The 15,983-nt window shown below is 52.9% G+C and carries 14 protein-coding genes; 8 read left to right on the forward strand and 6 right to left on the reverse strand.

What is annotated here, in order from left to right; genetic code table 11:
* Positions 1 to 1,328 precede the first annotated feature (1,328 nt).
* Positions 1,329 to 1,784, reverse strand: a complete 456-nt coding sequence (locus tag AC07VO_RS07075) for a tautomerase family protein (protein WP_064617066.1) — start codon at positions 1,782 to 1,784, stop codon at positions 1,329 to 1,331.
* Between the two features lie 96 nt (positions 1,785 to 1,880).
* On the opposite strand from AC07VO_RS07075, the gene AC07VO_RS07080 reads away from it, so the two are divergent.
* On the forward strand, positions 1,881 to 2,840 hold the full coding sequence (locus AC07VO_RS07080) for a GlxA family transcriptional regulator (protein WP_086946254.1): 960 nt from the start codon (positions 1,881 to 1,883) through the stop codon (positions 2,838 to 2,840).
* A 156-nt stretch (positions 2,841 to 2,996) separates the two neighbouring features.
* On the opposite strand, the gene AC07VO_RS07085 is transcribed toward AC07VO_RS07080, so the two are convergent.
* Positions 2,997 to 3,173, reverse strand: coding sequence for a hypothetical protein (locus AC07VO_RS07085; RefSeq protein ID WP_173861154.1), 177 nt, complete (start codon positions 3,171 to 3,173; stop codon positions 2,997 to 2,999).
* 565 nt (positions 3,174 to 3,738) lie between these two features.
* Between AC07VO_RS07085 and AC07VO_RS07090 the strand changes: the two genes are divergently transcribed.
* On the forward strand, positions 3,739 to 6,591 hold the full coding sequence (locus AC07VO_RS07090; protein ID WP_018930311.1) for an AAA family ATPase: 2,853 nt from the start codon (positions 3,739 to 3,741) through the stop codon (positions 6,589 to 6,591).
* A 113-nt stretch (positions 6,592 to 6,704) separates the two neighbouring features.
* Here AC07VO_RS07090 and AC07VO_RS07095 read toward each other — a convergent pair whose 3' ends face one another.
* Both AC07VO_RS07095 and AC07VO_RS07100 read right to left on the reverse strand, forming a co-directional pair.
* Positions 6,705 to 7,325: a tyrosine-type recombinase/integrase gene (locus AC07VO_RS07095; protein WP_018930310.1), complete on the reverse strand. Its 621-nt coding sequence runs from the start codon at positions 7,323 to 7,325 to the stop codon at positions 6,705 to 6,707.
* Positions 7,326 to 7,478: 153 nt separating this feature from the next.
* Positions 7,479 to 8,837, reverse strand: a complete 1,359-nt coding sequence (locus AC07VO_RS07100; protein WP_245846269.1) for an AraC family transcriptional regulator — start codon at positions 8,835 to 8,837, stop codon at positions 7,479 to 7,481.
* On the opposite strand from AC07VO_RS07100, the gene AC07VO_RS07105 reads away from it, so the two are divergent.
* The 3 genes from AC07VO_RS07105 to AC07VO_RS07115 all read left to right on the forward strand — a co-directional run bounded on the left by AC07VO_RS07105 (position 8,838) and on the right by AC07VO_RS07115 (position 10,888).
* A complete protein-coding gene (locus AC07VO_RS07105) occupies positions 8,838 to 9,650 on the forward strand; it encodes an SDR family NAD(P)-dependent oxidoreductase (protein ID WP_102667153.1) in 813 nt (270 codons plus the stop codon).
* 59 nt (positions 9,651 to 9,709) lie between these two features.
* Positions 9,710 to 10,006 (forward strand): YciI family protein, encoded by a 297-nt coding sequence (locus tag AC07VO_RS07110; RefSeq protein WP_086945523.1) that lies wholly within the window; start codon positions 9,710 to 9,712, stop codon positions 10,004 to 10,006.
* A 108-nt stretch (positions 10,007 to 10,114) separates the two neighbouring features.
* Positions 10,115 to 10,888 (forward strand): SDR family NAD(P)-dependent oxidoreductase, encoded by a 774-nt coding sequence (locus tag AC07VO_RS07115; protein ID WP_086945522.1) that lies wholly within the window; start codon positions 10,115 to 10,117, stop codon positions 10,886 to 10,888.
* Positions 10,889 to 11,342: 454 nt separating this feature from the next.
* On the opposite strand, the gene AC07VO_RS07120 is transcribed toward AC07VO_RS07115, so the two are convergent.
* A complete protein-coding gene (locus AC07VO_RS07120) occupies positions 11,343 to 11,720 on the reverse strand; it encodes a c-type cytochrome (protein WP_081626537.1) in 378 nt (125 codons plus the stop codon).
* A 348-nt stretch (positions 11,721 to 12,068) separates the two neighbouring features.
* Here AC07VO_RS07120 and AC07VO_RS07125 point away from each other — a divergent pair, with 348 nt between their 5' ends.
* The 3 genes from AC07VO_RS07125 (at position 12,069) to AC07VO_RS07135 (ending at position 14,516) form a co-directional block, all read left to right on the forward strand.
* Positions 12,069 to 12,602 carry an HD domain-containing protein gene (locus AC07VO_RS07125; protein ID WP_086945521.1) on the forward strand — a complete coding sequence of 178 codons (534 nt, stop codon included), beginning with the start codon at positions 12,069 to 12,071 and terminating at the stop codon, positions 12,600 to 12,602.
* Between the two features lie 184 nt (positions 12,603 to 12,786).
* Positions 12,787 to 13,515: an XRE family transcriptional regulator gene (locus tag AC07VO_RS07130; RefSeq protein ID WP_064617062.1), complete on the forward strand. Its 729-nt coding sequence runs from the start codon at positions 12,787 to 12,789 to the stop codon at positions 13,513 to 13,515.
* Between the two features lie 326 nt (positions 13,516 to 13,841).
* Entirely contained in the window at positions 13,842 to 14,516 is a 675-nt protein-coding gene (locus tag AC07VO_RS07135) for a polysaccharide lyase family 7 protein (protein WP_064621236.1), read from the forward strand.
* A 358-nt stretch (positions 14,517 to 14,874) separates the two neighbouring features.
* On the opposite strand, the gene AC07VO_RS07140 is transcribed toward AC07VO_RS07135, so the two are convergent.
* On the reverse strand, positions 14,875 to 15,891 hold the full coding sequence (locus AC07VO_RS07140; protein WP_192351314.1) for an AraC family transcriptional regulator: 1,017 nt from the start codon (positions 15,889 to 15,891) through the stop codon (positions 14,875 to 14,877).
* Positions 15,892 to 15,983 lie beyond the last annotated feature (92 nt).

Below are 15,983 nucleotides of genomic sequence, written 5' to 3' on the forward strand. Positions count from 1 at the left end.
TGACTCAAACAACGCTATGTGCATTGTCAGATCAACCAAAGGTTATGGTTTGTCATGAAATGAAAAAGCGCTGTCGCCAAATGAAAGGCTGGCGCGCGCCCCGTCTATAAACTCCTCCTCAAGCCTGCGCAGCAAGCCCAGGGCTCTCACGGGTGCGAAACACCTATGGAGAAATCCACGCATTTCCCACGAATGGAGAAGAGACAATGAGTGAGCGGTCGATCAAGCCACGGCTGATCGATACATCCTACGATTACCTGCTTCAACGTTGAATCTGGATAATTAAGAGTTTTAAAAAACTAATTCCATTAGTAAGCGCTCAATGTCCAACCTACAAATATATTACTGAAAACCCACGACCTACCGTGCACTCACCCTAATAGAACTCACACTTAAAAATACGCCCCTAGAACTACATTGCGGAAGACAAAAATAAGTAATGTTTTTGCGATTTGTTTTTTGTTGCATTCATGAATTTTATAATCAGAAACCATGACAAAACTTGCAGAGACATCACTTCAACGCCCTCAATGCTGGAAGCTCGATATAAATAATCGAATATTATTCGACGACGCCATTCAAATACACTTAACAAATATTGAGGGCATCATTGTAAAAAACATGCTCCTCAAGGAGGAACGCGTAATCAGTAGAGCAGAGCTAATTAGCAGTATTGGGAGAGATCCTGAACTCTATCGCGGTCTGGAGATGAGTTTGAGTAGACTGCAAATAAAATTCAAGAAAAACGCAGGAGGACGGCATCTCTTTCGCGCAGTCAGAAATCGCGGCTACTGCCTCACTCAAGCCATACATATTAATGGGGAGCCGTCTCGGGAATTTACGTGAGGTAAGCGGCAATACACCCCTCGCATGGTCATATGGCTGATGATGACTAACGAACTTATGAATTTAGGGGTGGCCGTGGGCGCAGCGTTCAAGATGAGTGAGTTCACTTTTTACGATTGACCTTGCGCTTTGATACTGGTGTAGCGGCGTTAAAAAACTGTCGCATAACTTCTAAGTTATGCGACGACTCACTCGGGCTTGACAGTAAAGGCTTTGTGATATCGCGTGACTCTGTCGCAGGTTCTCAATTATCTGCGACATGAAATGTGATAGATGTGACATTGAGAATGTTGGAATGTTAATCCGATATGCTCGTCCCCCACTCCAGGCAAAAATCTGGAGCCGCAGCAAGGCCTGCTGGCGAGTTTGTATCTGTCACGGTTGACCGGAAATGGCCGTTTTCAGCCGGCCGCGACCGACTGAAAACGCCCTATAGCAACCACTCGCAGTGGTGCGACAAATGTCCTGCGAGCTGTAATGCCTTACTGCTCCGCCTGCCCTTGCAGATGTCGGTACCCAGCCGCCTGAATGAAATCGGCCAAATGCCAAATCGCTCCGTTGGCTGCCCAGAAGCCATCTCTGACTTCATCAAGAATGATCGAAGTCATGATGATCCGCTGGTCGTCCGCTGCTTGCGACCGGGTTACTGCTTGATGCAAACGCTGCACATAGTCGCTTCGCATGGCCTCATTCAGCACACCGCCGGGGACCTTAACCTGCACAATGCAGGGGATGGCTTGAGCGCTGATATCCACTGCGCCGCATGTCCAGGAGCCAGAAGCCACTTCGTCAATGAGAGTCCAGCACAGGCCCCGTTGACGTGGATCGTCGCCGATTTGCTCGACCGCGATGGCCACTTTCGTAATCTCTTCGCACAGCAGTGCCCGTTGTTCGCAAGTAAAAGAACCTTGAGGCACCTTGATCAGGATATTTGGCATACGGGTTAACGCTCGATGAAATGGAAGCGTTATTAAGTCAGCCCTCGACCACTGCAACCAGCGACCGATTCGACATCTTTCGTGCATAATCAGCCAATGAATGACTTCACGATTCTGGTAGTTCCTGGCGCCTTTGCCTCCAGTGTCGCACTGACTCTGGATATCCTTTCAACGGCGGCCGTACTCGCCCAGCGACTGGGCTCCGCTGTACCTCGCTGGCAAGTCTGTGGGGTGAACACGGATTGCGTGACGCTCGGCCACGGTATGCAGATTGCGGTTCAGCCCTTGGCTATCAACCCTGATGACCGCTCTTGCTGGATCATCCCCGGCATCGGAGTGGCTGACGCCCCCATGATCGAGCACCGATTACAACAGGCGGATATCGCTCTGCTGGTTCCGGCATTACGCGCGCATGTGCAGGCCGGGGGTAACGTAGCCGCATCATGTTCTGCGGTATTCGTGCTAAAGGCTGCAAACCTGCTCGCTGGGCGCTGTGTAACCACTTCTTGGTGGATGGCACCCTTACTCCAGCAGTGGGCGCCGGAGTGCCAGGTAGATGCCGAGCGCATGGTAATCCTCGATCCGCCGTTGATTACTGCGGGTGCAGCGCTAGGTCATAGCGATCTGATGTTGCATCTTCTGCGAAGCCATTTCTCCCCAACTTTGGCAGATGGCGTTGCTCGGGCGCTACTGATCGATGGTCGGCAACTGCAATCGCCTTTTATGGTTCCGGCAATGATGGCTCAGGGGAACGAATTGATCGCACAATTGACGGCTCATATTGAAGCCTCGCTACCGGCAATTATCAGCGTCAGCACACTCGCATCCGACTTTGGTCTGTCAGAGCGGACCTTGTCTCGACACATCCACAAGGCCACCGGATATAGCCCGTTGCGGCTGATCCAGCGTGTCCAGGCCAATAAAGCCCGGGAACTGCTGGCAAACAGTAAATACTCAATCGACACCATTGCCGAACAAGTTGGATACAGAGATCCCACATCCCTGCGGCGACTGATGAAAAAAATGCTGAACGCAACACCTCGGCAACTGCGTTAACTGCAGCGACGATTTTTTCAATTCAATTATCCGATTTGGCGTGCGACTCAGGCAGTTCAATATTGGCCGATTTCTGCCTTTGCCAAGGACTACAATCGACCCTTAGGCGTCATCCAGTTGCGGACTGACGAACATTAGCCAGATGTCTTGGGATGACTAGTGCTTCGACGCCTGAATGGCTTCTTCGAGCAAAGGCCCCGTAATTCGTCGACCGTTGTAATCATCGACAAAGTAATTGATTCGGTTAGCCAGGTGCTGAATGGACAGCCAGCCCAAGCCCTGGTAGTCACGCAATTCCTCGTCGTTGAGCTTGATCAGGCATTCGTAACTCACAAAAGACGCTTCACACTCGACGAGAATATAAATTGAGCCATCCTCTGCGTTGAGAAGGTGCCAGTAGCTGTCCGTTGTGTGGTATGCCGCAGGTACGAGCCGAACCAAATCCATGTTTGATTTCCATGCGTTACTTTTCGGTTTCTGACCATAACATGGCTGCGAGCGCACGATTCTCGAATGTCTGCTTCTGGCTGTCGATTCAACCGGTCAGGCGCGGCAGCTAACAGCCAATTTCTGCCTCTTGCGAAGGTCTGCAATCCCCCCATAGCGGACAATCGCCTGTGTAAGCTCAGACGCCAAGTCTTTATGGCTCCCCGGCATAGTTCATCACAGATTCCGTCCCGCTCCCCCTAGCAGGTCGCGTCTATTGGTCGTCCCCTTGGTTTTGATGGGACGTGGCCGGAACGAGCAACATTATGAAGAAGCAGAGCTGAATCCTATGAGGTACCAGGCCCAGATCGGCAGAGCTCAACAATAGCAAAGGGCCTCGACACTTGGCTTGGCGATAATGGCTTTCTGATTTCAGTCCGGCTACGCTCATGCGTATCAGGGAGGAGGCGCGATGAGCCAGTACCTTTTGAGTTTTGCCAGGCAGAATCTTGAAGGACGCAGTGACGCTTACCTCGTGCTGCTCTGGTGCATGTACCAGGCGAACCAAGGCAAGGGCCGCTATTCCGACCACATCAAAACGCACATCACAGCGGCAGCTGACCAGTTGCTGGGTCGCAACTATCAGCGCATCGCCGCACGCTTCAAAAAGGTGCTCGACAGCAAGCCAGAACTGGATCGAATACCGCCGTTCGGACTCGGCACGTTGGACTACCTTCGCGTAAAAAACTTCCGAGGCTTTGGAGAATTTGGCCCTGACGACACAGGCACCTTCATTCGCTTCAGCAAGCTGAAGAACATCTTCTACGCACCCAATGGCGGCGGCAAATCATCGTTGTGCGAGGCGTTGGAAATCGGCACCACTGGCGATATCAAAGAAGCGGCCAGGCGCAAGACTAAGATCAATCAGTACATCGCCCGGGGAGAGGTGAAGCCCAAGCTCATGCTGATGGGAACAGACAAGTTACCAGTCAAGCGAAGCATCAGCTGGTCGGGCTGTTTCATTGATCGGAACCGTCTTCAAGAATTTTCGTTGCTGGGCTCCAAGGATACTGGCAGTGCCGAGAGCGATGTCCTGGCCACCTTGTTTGGTTTGGAAGAACTCCAGGAGGTCATTTCTCGGTTCGTCCGGCCTGAAAGCTTCTCGCTCAAAGCCTTCATGCGTGCTGATCAAGCCGAGGCACTGGACACCCTGGAACGTGCCCGGGTAAGCCTGGGCCAGCTGCGGCGTAATCACAGGGCAGACCTTCATGCATCGATTTCCGAGAGTTGTAGGCTGCTGGGGTTGAGGGCCGACCAAGACTTCGATGTGCGCCGAAAGGTCTTGCGGCTGCGCGACACGGTCGAAATGCATATTCGTGGCGCTGAGCGCCTGCGAGCCGCCAAGGCCCCGTTCGCTATACCGCTAAAGCAGGTCAGGCGTATCTGTGCCATCGCTCAGCGCTTGCTCCACCGCAGAGCCGATATCGAGAAGGTGTTTCTGCAGAGGGCCAGCGAGGTCAATTATCGCGCCGTATATGAGGCATTGGTGACCATCGAACAGTTGCAGGTCGGGGAAACTTGTCCCGCATGCCTGACGCCCCTCGACCAGGTGGTGATGAACCCGTTCGAGAGGGCGCGAGAGCAGATCAAGGCGTTGGGTGCACTGGAGTCCCTCAAGCAATCCAGGCAGAGAAATGACGCCCGGATCGCGCTCTGGGCTTCACGAGTCGCGACCGGAATCGGCGCGGTGAAAGGCAATGAGCACGCCGATGTTCCCTGCCCACTGAACATGGACGAATTGGAGGTGGAGCTTGCAAAGTTCCATGCCGCTACCGATCGCTCGGAAGTGGCGCCGTCCGTTCTCGACTCGTTTCTGAAGCTCTGCGCGCGGAGTGCAGATCAGATCGAGGACTACTTGCGCGCCTGTGAGCGCAAGCTTGGGGAGGTTGGCCAGGCAGACGCGCAGGCAGCCCGCCTCGAAGAACGGGTGACGCAGCTGAAAGAAATTGACGAATTGCTGAAGCTGCAGTTCGACAGAAAAAAACTGGCGATAAGCGAGTTCAAGGTCGCCAACGACCAGATGGCAGACCTGATAAAGCAAAAAGCGGCATTGCTCAACGATGCAGTCGACAATAGCCACTTCAACCAGCTGCTCAAGGATCTGGAAGCTGAGTACCGAACACTGTACCGCGACCTGCTGGATTACAAGCTTGAGCTGGAGAAAGCGCGAATCACCGGGATCGAAGCCAAGGCTGCTGAGTACTACCGCGCGATCAACAACCACGACGATGACCATGAGCAGATCGCGTCGTTGACCTTCGACCGCCAGGCGGATAGCTATCGGATCAAGATCACCAGCGTGGACGGATCATTCCTTGATGCGTTTGCGGTGCTCAGCGAAGGGCATCTGCGAGCGCTGGGTTTGTCCATCCTCTTGGCGATGGCTGAGAAGAACAACTTCCCGCTCATCGTATTCGATGACGTCGTCAATGCGATCGACACCGATCACCGATCGAACATCATCGACCTGTTCTTCAGCGATGCTTACCTGCGCCGGATCCAAATGGTCGTCACCACCCATGACCGTCTTTTCTGGGAGCGTTTCTGTATTATTGCCCAGCGTCATGCTCAGCAGGTTCAGTACACCAGTAATGTTCTCAGCTATACGAACAAAGGCATTCTAGTCATTGATCACGTGGGCAGCTTCCAGGAGAAAATTCTTGCCGCGCTTTCGGTATTCGATGTGCGTCAAGCGCTGCTCTATTGTCGTATCTGGTTCGAATCCATGGTGCTTGAGTTCTGCATAGAAAATGAAGTCAAAGTAACCGCGCACTTTAATAAATCACAGCTCAAGAAGAGCATGTACCTGCAGGTCAGCCTGGAACACACCTTTTCGCTGGTGGAACCGTTCATTGACTATGACCTGTCATATTTCAATTTCATCAAGAATGACCTGGTCAACTGGGGTGGGCAGAACCAGGAGCACCATGCCTTCAACGAGGGCAGCCTGAACTTCGTGCACTCAAAAACTAGCAGTGAGGTCTTTAAAATCTACGACGCCATCCGCTATTTGGAGTGCCAGCTATTTACAGCTAAGAAGAGAGAATCAGGCGTCAAATGTCTTGCCGACCTGAACGGTGATATCGCGTGGAGGCAGCGCAAGCTTGCCAGACTCGCCAAGGCGCCAGAAGAGGTGCAGCAGGAGCACCAGGCGGCGTTGAAAGCTCTGGAAAAGCGCGCGGTCGAGCTCGACCAGGAGCTTCAGTTCATCGAACAGTGTCTCGCCAGCGTCGCTCAGCGCGAGCAAGCTAAAGAACTGCCATGACCTCTGTTCCGCTTGGAGCAGATCTGGCTGCTTTAGGCTCATATTCTGCGAGGACTCAACGGCCGCTTTGGGTCGGATAGCGACGGTCTGGCCTAGACCGTCGCAGTGGATGGTCAGACTTCTGTCTGCTCTGCCATTTCCAGAGCATCGTCGACCTCGATGCCCAGGTACCTGACAGTGCTTTCGAGCTTCGTATGACCAAGCAAGAGTTGGACTGCTCTCAAGTTCTTTGTCCTGCGATAGATCAACGATGCCTTGGTTCGCCGTAGCGTGTGAGTACCGTACATGGTCGGGTCAAGGCCAATGGCTGTTACCCATGCTTTGACTATTCGAGCGTATTGCCTGGTGGAGAGATGATCTGAGCCATGCAACCTGGTCGGGAACAGGAAGTCCTCACTGCAAAGATGGGCCTGATGCATCCAAGCCTCCAGAACCGTTCGTGTTTGCTCAGTAATTTCAAACTGCACTGGATGCTGAGTTTTCTGCTGCATCACGATGGCCCGTGATGACACATGCTCCCCATGCGCTATGTCTCGTACTCGCAGCTTGGTTAAGTCACAGGCACGCAGCTTGCTGTCGATGGCCAAGTTGAAGAGAGCCAGATCCCGTGTCTTCTCCGCGAGCTGGAGTCTGACCCGGATGGCCCAGATATCTCTGACTCGGAGCGGGGCTTTCTGCCCTACAAGCTTTCCCTTGTTCCAAGGCTGATGGCGATATTTAGCAATAGTGTTCATGGCATGTCCTCCAGGTTGAGGGAGGACAAGGGTGGATCAGTCACAGTGCGTGGTGGTCGCTAACCGACCCAAAGCGGACGGCGGTCACAGGTAAAAATCGGCCCGAAGCGGACTCCTCCGAGTGTCTATTTAATCTGCGGCGATCTACCCCTCCTATTCGCCTGAACTGTCAGCTAAGGGATGGCTGGAATTATCCATTTGAGCCCTGATCTTGCTTGGCGTACTTCCTGTCCACGATTGAAATGCGCGAGCGAAAGAGTTGGAGTCTTCGAACCCCAAAAGAAACGATATCTCCGCGCTCGACATAGCGGTATTGCGCAGGTAGTGGCGTGCCAAGGAGTCGCGCAAAGTATCCAGCGTCTGCTGGTACGTAGTCCCTTCGTCCTGCAGCCTGCGCTGAAGGGTGCGGGTGCTGACCCCTAGTTTTCGACTGATTTCCTGCATCGATACCGCGCCCGCCGGTAAAGACTCAAGCAGCGTACTGCGTACCCGTTCGACCATTCCGGATGTCCTGTCCAGGTCGGACAAACGCTGTCGCAGACTGGGCTCAAAGAACAACCACATCTTATGGTTTTCTGTCAGAAAAGGGCGCTCGACGTCCGCTGCTGCAAATACCACGCTGGCCTGTGGCGCATCAGTCACTGGAACGCCGAAGTAGGCTTGGTACGCATTCAAGTCAGAGCCAAGGGTTGACGGCGATGGCCAGTTCACCTGCAACGGCTGCACAGCGCTACGTGTCGCCAACCTTGCCAGTTGAACAAAGAAGACGAGCTTGAATGCTAAAAACACAGTAGGTGGCTCGAAGGCGTCTAAAAAATCCATAGTGACGGTGGTATGCGAATGAGTACGCACGACCCGAATCACCATGGGCGCAATCAGCCTCACATACTTAGCGATCCGCTCGAGGGCACTGCCCATATTGGCACTGCACAGCGCGGCAAAAAGCTCCGGGTCAAACCAGTCTGACGACATGACCTGAGCAATTTGCAAGGGGGCGGGCAAATCGGCGTTTACAGATTTGGCCTCAGCTTCAATAGCTTCCCAAAGCTTGAAGAAGTTTGCCGAGTCCAGGCGAACGTTCTGTCGCGTAAACAAATCGCCTGGTAATTGCGCGCGACGCAAAACGGGAGCAGTTGCAAGTCCCGCATCTTGCATCAATACCCGCCATCCTGGCCAAACTGAATAGTCCAAAGCTGAGCTGCGCTTACCGATCATGGGAAATGTACTGCACTCATGGGGAGATTTATCTTGAATTTCTGGACTCAGTTTAGGTTGCCAATCACGCCACGACAACGGCGGATTGCGCCAGAAATGCCAGGAAAAATTGGCGCCTTTCGAGGTGAAGTTGGCGCGTTTGGCGAGTGCCAACCGTTCATTAGGCGAGCAATGTATGCCTATCTGAGATGTTGAACTGACCGATCTCGATGATCGCATCGTTATCGAGAAAATACAGAACAAAGCATCTTCTAGATCAAGACGTGTTTTGGGCTTTTCCTCACTATTGGTAGTCATATGAAAAAGACAGTTTTAATCACCGGTGCCTCATCGGGATTCGGCTTGATGCTTGCCACCAGTCTTCACCAGCAAGGCTTTAACGTCGTTGGCACGAGTCGCAATCCGGAAAAATATGCCAGCACAGTCCCATTCAAATTACTGCGACTGGATATTGATGATGATAGTTCTATCCGGTCTTTTACTGACGAGCTGTTTAAAAACATCAAAACCTTGGATGTTTTGGTCAACAATGCTGGCTATATGGTGACTGGAATTGCGGAGGAAACACCTGTAGAAGTAGGTCGTCAGCAGTTTGAAACAAACTTCTGGGGCACCGTCAAGGTTACAAATGCAGTGTTGCCGCAATTTCGAAAACAGAAAAGTGGCCAGATCATCACAGTCAGTTCAATTGTAGGGTTGATAGGGCCGCCTAATCTTTCTTACTACTCGGCATCAAAACACGCAGTGGAAGGATACTTTAAATCTTTACGCTTCGAGTTGAATCAATTCAATATCAATGTCAGCGTGGTCGAACCCGGTTGGTTTAAAACAAGTCTCGGGCTGAATGCCCACTCTGTTACGGAAAGCAAGATCGTCGACTACGACCTTTACCGTACAAAAGTGAACCTGGTAACACAAAAGGGTATAGATGAAGCAGAGTCGCCGCACGCCGTTGTGAGCACTATCATCAAGCTTATCGGCACGAAAGAACCGAAATTCAGCAATCCAGTCGCAAAGATGGCTGGCATGATTTTGTTCCTTCAAAGCTATCTGCCCAAAATGTTTGAGAATGCAGTATTTAAAAGCATTGCGTCAGGCAAAAAGCTATAGAAGATCTATAAGGCTCTTTTTTGTCAATTCGTACGTATTCAGGTAACGAGAACTAACTTATGAAGTATTATCTTTGCAAGTTTATCCCGCCACGCGCGGACTTCCTGGCAACGATGACTGCCGACGAGCGTCTGTGGATGACTCAACATGGTAGTTATCTGAATGAGCTTCTTGAGCAGGGAGTGGTCGTGGCCCACGGCCCGGTGATTGATCCTGATGGCAGTTATGGTGTTTCATTGTATCAAATTGAGGAAGATCAGAATATCGCGGCGATCACATCGCTAGACCCTATCGTAAAGAATGGAAGTGGGCACTACGAACACTACGCAATGCTTCATTTGAAGGCGCGTGGATGATTCGTGGGCTGTCGATATCGCTGAGCTGTTTTTATTAAGTAAATGACTTTAATGCTCAGCAGGCGGTCGCCCACTCAGTTATAAATGCCAACAATAGGAAGTTTAGATATGACAACTGCACTTATCACTGGCGCATCGAGCGGCATAGGCTCTGTTTATGCTCGCCGGTTTGCCGCTCGCGGCAATGACCTTGTTCTCGTCGCTCGCGCGACCGACAAGCTCAACATTCTCGCCACTGAGTTACGTGACAAACATGGTGTTTCCATCGACGTCATAACTGCTGATTTGACTGACAGCGCTCAGATCGAGCCGGTGCTTCAACGGCTGCGCGCAGAGCCACCGATTGATATTCTCGTCAATAATGCCGGGGCCGCATTGATGGGGGATTTCGCCACAGCCGAATCTGCCGACATGTACAAGTTACTGCGACTCAATGTCCTTGCCCCAACGTTATTAACATCAGCCGTCATTGGTGGGATGGTGAAACGTGGAAGAGGATCGATCATCAACATCGCGTCAGTTCTGGCCCTTTTACCTGAATACTCCCATGGCATCTACGCGGCCACAAAGTCCTATGTCTTGACGCTCTCGCAGAGCCTCGCGGCAGAAGTCACGTCGAAGGGCGTGTACGTTCAAGCCGTACTGCCTGCAGCTACGCGTACAGAAATTTACGAACGTGCGGGCGGCGACATCAGCAAGGTGCCCGACGTCATGGAAGTTGATGATCTTGTGGATGCGGCGCTGGTAGGTTTTGATCGTAAGGAATTGGTCACCATTCCACCTGTGCCTGACGTTACTGCTTGGGAGGCTTTCGAGCGGGAACGCGGGCTATTGGCGCAAGGTTTCAGCAACGCCCAACCCGCAGCACGCTACCGCTCTTAAAAAATGTGGTGACGCCGGGCGCAGGCGTTGCCATTACCCCCGGCCTCGAAGGTCACTCCATAACCTTCGAGGCGGCTGAAAGTAAAGTTATAGCTCTGCCGATCAGCGTCGAGAGCTGATCGGCTGTCGTCGAAAGTGCGCCCTTAGATGCGCAGACATCGTAGCCCGCCAGGGCACGGTCGGCCCCTAGCCAATAGATACCTCACACCAGTGCTAGTGGATCGCCAAGAGCTGTTCCGTTGATTGGACGAATGTCCGCTTTTGGCCGTTACTTGCCTGTCACGACCGCAGCCGACTGCTGCTTGATGCGAAGAGCCACCCGAGCTTGTATTAATCGGAGATTGTTCATTAGCGATGTGCCCGCGCGAGGTCGACTGACTCACCGGCATCGCCCCACAAGCCCTCAAATCTGAAATGGCATTTAATTTTCTGTGCCTGCCTCTCATCTCTAAAATCATCGATTCTTTGAAATCACACCACCCATGTATTCATTTAAATCGCGCAGATCTTTAATCCTCCAAGCGTACGGCGATAGCTTTACACCATTCTCTCGCAACGTTCTTGGAATCAAGTCTCCATTTGGACGAAGTATTATCGATGATACAATTACGCCCGGATAATCATTTAATCGCTTTTTGAAAGCGGATGTTGTTAGATCAGGCGTAGGAGGATTGCTTTTATTAGCCAATGGTCCTGTTGCTTTAAGATCTACTCCGTGGCACATGCTGCATCGCTGTAAATAGAGATTTTTTCCATTAACATTATCCGCGAAGGATAGTGATGCTTGAATTAGCGATGCAATTCCTAGCGAAGCGATGAATAACACTTTCATTGTTTCTATCTTCCTTGATGGGATCAGCGCCGACTGGAGGCGATTTGGTGCGCAGGAAAGATATCAGCCATCGTGTCCGCACGCACCGTCATTTCTGATGCCCATTGAATCAACTCGTTTTCCAGGCGCATCCCGCTGACCGCTTCTGGCCGTTCTCTGCCGTACATGGTTGCAAAGCATGCTGCTCGAATCCGATGCAATCGGTGGTCAGAACGAATGCAAATGACTGGTCAGGTTGATGCAAACGGGTGTTCCAGTGGAGTGCAATTTCGCATTCTCCACTGGGCGCCTTTATACAAGGCATCCAAGCCTATAAAGTAGCCCCCTCCAAACAAGGAGGATGGAACAGTGCTCACCAAAATTGAGCTGCTGGACGAACTGCTTCAGCGCTATGCCGGAAACCTCGGCAATGACTTCACCGGATACCGAAATCATGTGTACCGAGTCATCAACTTTTGTTGCTCGCTCAGTACGCTGGACGCTGTGAATCTAGAAAAGATAGTTTTGGCCGGGGTATTTCATGATCTTGGTATATGGACGGCCAAGACGTTTGATTATTTGCCCCCCTCAGAGCAATTGGCAGAAGACTTCCTTCAGGAAATCGACAAGCTGGATTGGGCGCAAGAAATTATCTTGATCATTCGCAACCACCATAAAATAACTCGGTCCCATCGCGATCCACAGAACCTTGCAGAGGTATTTCGCAAAGCCGATTGGGTCGACGTCTCCCGTGGTGCGGTTACTTTTGGACGCTCACGACAGAAGCGACGTGAGATATTCTCGGCCTTTCCTGATGCAGGATTTCACATTCGCTTAGTTCAGCTTTCGCTCAAACGACTGCTAACGAACCCATTGAGCCCACTGCCAATGATGCGGCTCTGAATTTAGTGAGCCCACCCAGGCTGTGGTGATCACAATGCTACCGGACTTGTGGTCGTTGCACGGCGCGCATTGCTTCCAGACATTGAGCGCTTTGGGGGGGACCGCCCATACGGGAACACCCATACCACATGATTATAGGAATACCGATTTGCAAGAGTATGGGAGCGCCCGTAATACTTCGCGGATGGAATTTAAAGAAAGACTCAAAATCGCCCGTCGCCATGCCGGTCTAAACCAGACCGAGCTTGCCGAGCGCGCCGGCCTCACGCAGACATCAATTTCCGACCTTGAGCGCGGCAAATCGAAGGCGACAGCCTTTGCTGCTCAGATTGCTTCGGTCTGTGGTGTCTCCCCTATGTGGCTCGCTGAAGGCAGTGGCGACATGCTCAAAGGTGTTGCAGTAACTGCTGAGCGCACTCAACCAAACGTGGCAATGTCAGACATTGAGACATGGGATGACGAAACCCCGCTCGATGACGACGAGGTTTACGTGCCATTTCTCCAGGAAGTGGAGTTAGCAGCGGGCTCCGGCCGATTCGCGATTGCCGAAAGCGCCAGCGCCAGGCTGCGCTTCTTCAAGAAAGACCTTCGCCACAACAACGTTCAGTTCAGCAACGCGAAGTGCGTCGCGGTGAGCGGCAACAGCATGCTGCCGGTGCTGCGCGACGGCGCCACGGTTGGCGTGAACGTTGGCAAGAACACATTGAGCGATATCGTCGACGGCGAGATGTACGCGATCAACCACCACGGCCAGCTAAGGGTCAAACAGGTGTACCGCACGCCCACCGGAATTCGCCTGCGGAGCTTCAACCGAGACGAACATCCGGACGAGGACTACACGTTCCAGCAAATCCAGGAGCAGCAGATTTCGATTCTGGGACATGTGTTCTGGTGGGCGATGTATTCGCGTTGAAGGGCTGAGTTGGCTCCAACGGTTGCAGCCTTGGCAGAACACACGCTCTGCTGGACGCCACTCCTCAATGCCTGGACGAGCTTGAGGCGTTCGTCGTACTGCGCGTGGCTGCACTCCCAAGAAGAATTTCAGCGCATCCAATCTCACCAAATACAGACCCCCTCTCCATAGGAATGTGGGAGCGGCTGGATTATGGGAATGCCCATTGACATAAATTACGGGAATACCTATATTTCAATTCAAGCCAACGCATCACTGGCCCAGCAGCACCAAACGTAAGGCTCAACTGAGCAAAGGGTGACATCAAATGAAATAGGGAAATGACCATGACCGTAGACATCAGCAACTACACAATCGCTACACCGCTTCCAATCTCCGACACCAACCCGATCGCGCTTGAGTTGATCGGCTGGCGGGCACTGCTTGAATGCCCGGAAGTTGTTTCGATGCTTCCAGATGGCTCGCTGCAAATGACGGCGCCGACGCTCGGTGCTTCGAGCAAGAGCACCCTGCGGACGCGCTGCGAGTGGAAAGAGCCGGGCTATTGGTTGTTCGCCAGCGCTGCTGACCACTGGAACCGACAAGAAATGCGAGTCACGAAGGTCAACTCGCTGCAGAAGGTTGTGATCAGCCAGATTCATGTTCAGGGTTCGGAAAGGCCACCTGTAAAAGTGTTTTGGAACAAAGGCCGAATCACGATGGGATTTCGGTCGAGCTATCTCCAGGAAGACCCGGTGAACACGACGATTCTGGAAGACGTGCCACTCGGTGCACTTTTCAAAATCAACATTCACGCCAATTCGAGCGGCGCTGTATCCGTCTCGGCGAGCTGTAATGGCGTCAAATCCACCTCTGCAATCATGCGCCTCGACAACACCTGGGACACGAAAACTCTCGCCTTCCACGGCGGTGTGTACAACCAGATCGATTACACCGACACCACTGACCCGCAAGACGGTTCGGTCTGCATCATCAGCGACCTTTCCATCACCCACCTCTGAAATCGCGCATTTCGTGCGAGCAAGACAACCAGCGTCACGTCAGCCTGACGGTAACTGCCCGCCCCTCTCATTGAGAGCGCATCGGAGTGTGATCTGTAGCAAAGCAGGCACCTGACCGGTAATCAGGCCAGCCACTGAGTACGCCGGGCAGAGACCGGCGCAGGCAGAGCCAGAGGTGACGACCTCGCGCAGATCACCCCCGCTGCGCACGGCACGGATGAGCGCAGCCGAGTGGCTTTTGATCAGTTCACGACCTGAATGCACCACTGGAAAAGCGATTCTCGGTTGAGGCAGATATCCGAGCGCAATGCTCAACACGTCTCGAACTAAACAGACCACAAAAGACTTCCCGGATGGGTCAATCATCCCGACCTTGAAACCGCAAACGGTATTGCCCCGGGCTCTCCCCCGTCCATTTTTTGAAGGCGCGGTGAAACGCACTCGGCTCCTGAAACCCCAACTGTTCGGCAATATCGCTGATGTTCGCCTTACTCTGGCGCAACCGTTCAAACGCCACCCCGCGCCGCACTTCATCCTTGATTTCCTGATACGAACAGCCCTCACGTCCCAGTTTCCGGCGAAAGGTACTGGGGCTCAGGTGCTGTTCCAGGGCGAAGTCCTGCAAGGTCGGCCATTCGCTGTAATGGCTATGGCGCAGGCGCTGATGAACCTGCGATGCCAGCCCATGCTGGTTGCGGAAGCGGATCACCAGCCATTGCGGTGCGGTGCGCAAAAACACTTTCAGCGAGGCAAGGTCCTGAACCACCGGCAGCCGCAAGTAGTGACTGGCGAACTCGATTTCGGTGTGTTCGGTACCAAAGGTCAGGTTGGGCCCCCAGAGCAAGGCGTCATCACGCAGCGACAAACGCTGATGACGAAAGTCCGCACGATCGATGGGAATTCGCCGCCCGCCCAGCCAACACAGCAGACTGATCATCAACACCAGAAACGTTTCTTCGCCCAGCCGGCTGACCTCGCTGTTCTGCGAGCGGGTCTGCAAGCTGATGACCGCACGCTTGCCACGCACACTCAACGTGCCGCGAAAATCACGCAGGAACAACGCGAAATTGGCCAGGCACTGACGCATGGCTTTTTCCAGCGTCGGCTCCTGAATCAATGCCCGACAGATCAAGGCAAAACTGCCCGGCGGCATACCATGGGAGTCCAACTGGAAAAATTCATCGTTCAACTCACGAATCTGCGCCAGCCACAACGCGGCGAAAGCCGTGGCCGGCACCCGTGCTGTCGGCTGATCCATCAGTGCCGGATCAATTCCCACCTGTTCAAGGAGTGACCGCAGACTCTGCGGCTTCTCACGCAACGCATGGATCATGGGATACATGAAGTAAACCGCCACCGAATCCGTTTCCCGCATTTGAATGCCTCTCTCGTTACATCTGAACATGGCAAAAAACGCCATCACCCTTGAACAGTTTTGGCATAGGCCAGCGGCGCTGCTGATTCTAG

This window comes from Pseudomonas sp. GW821-FHT03E01 (assembly GCF_059420765.1).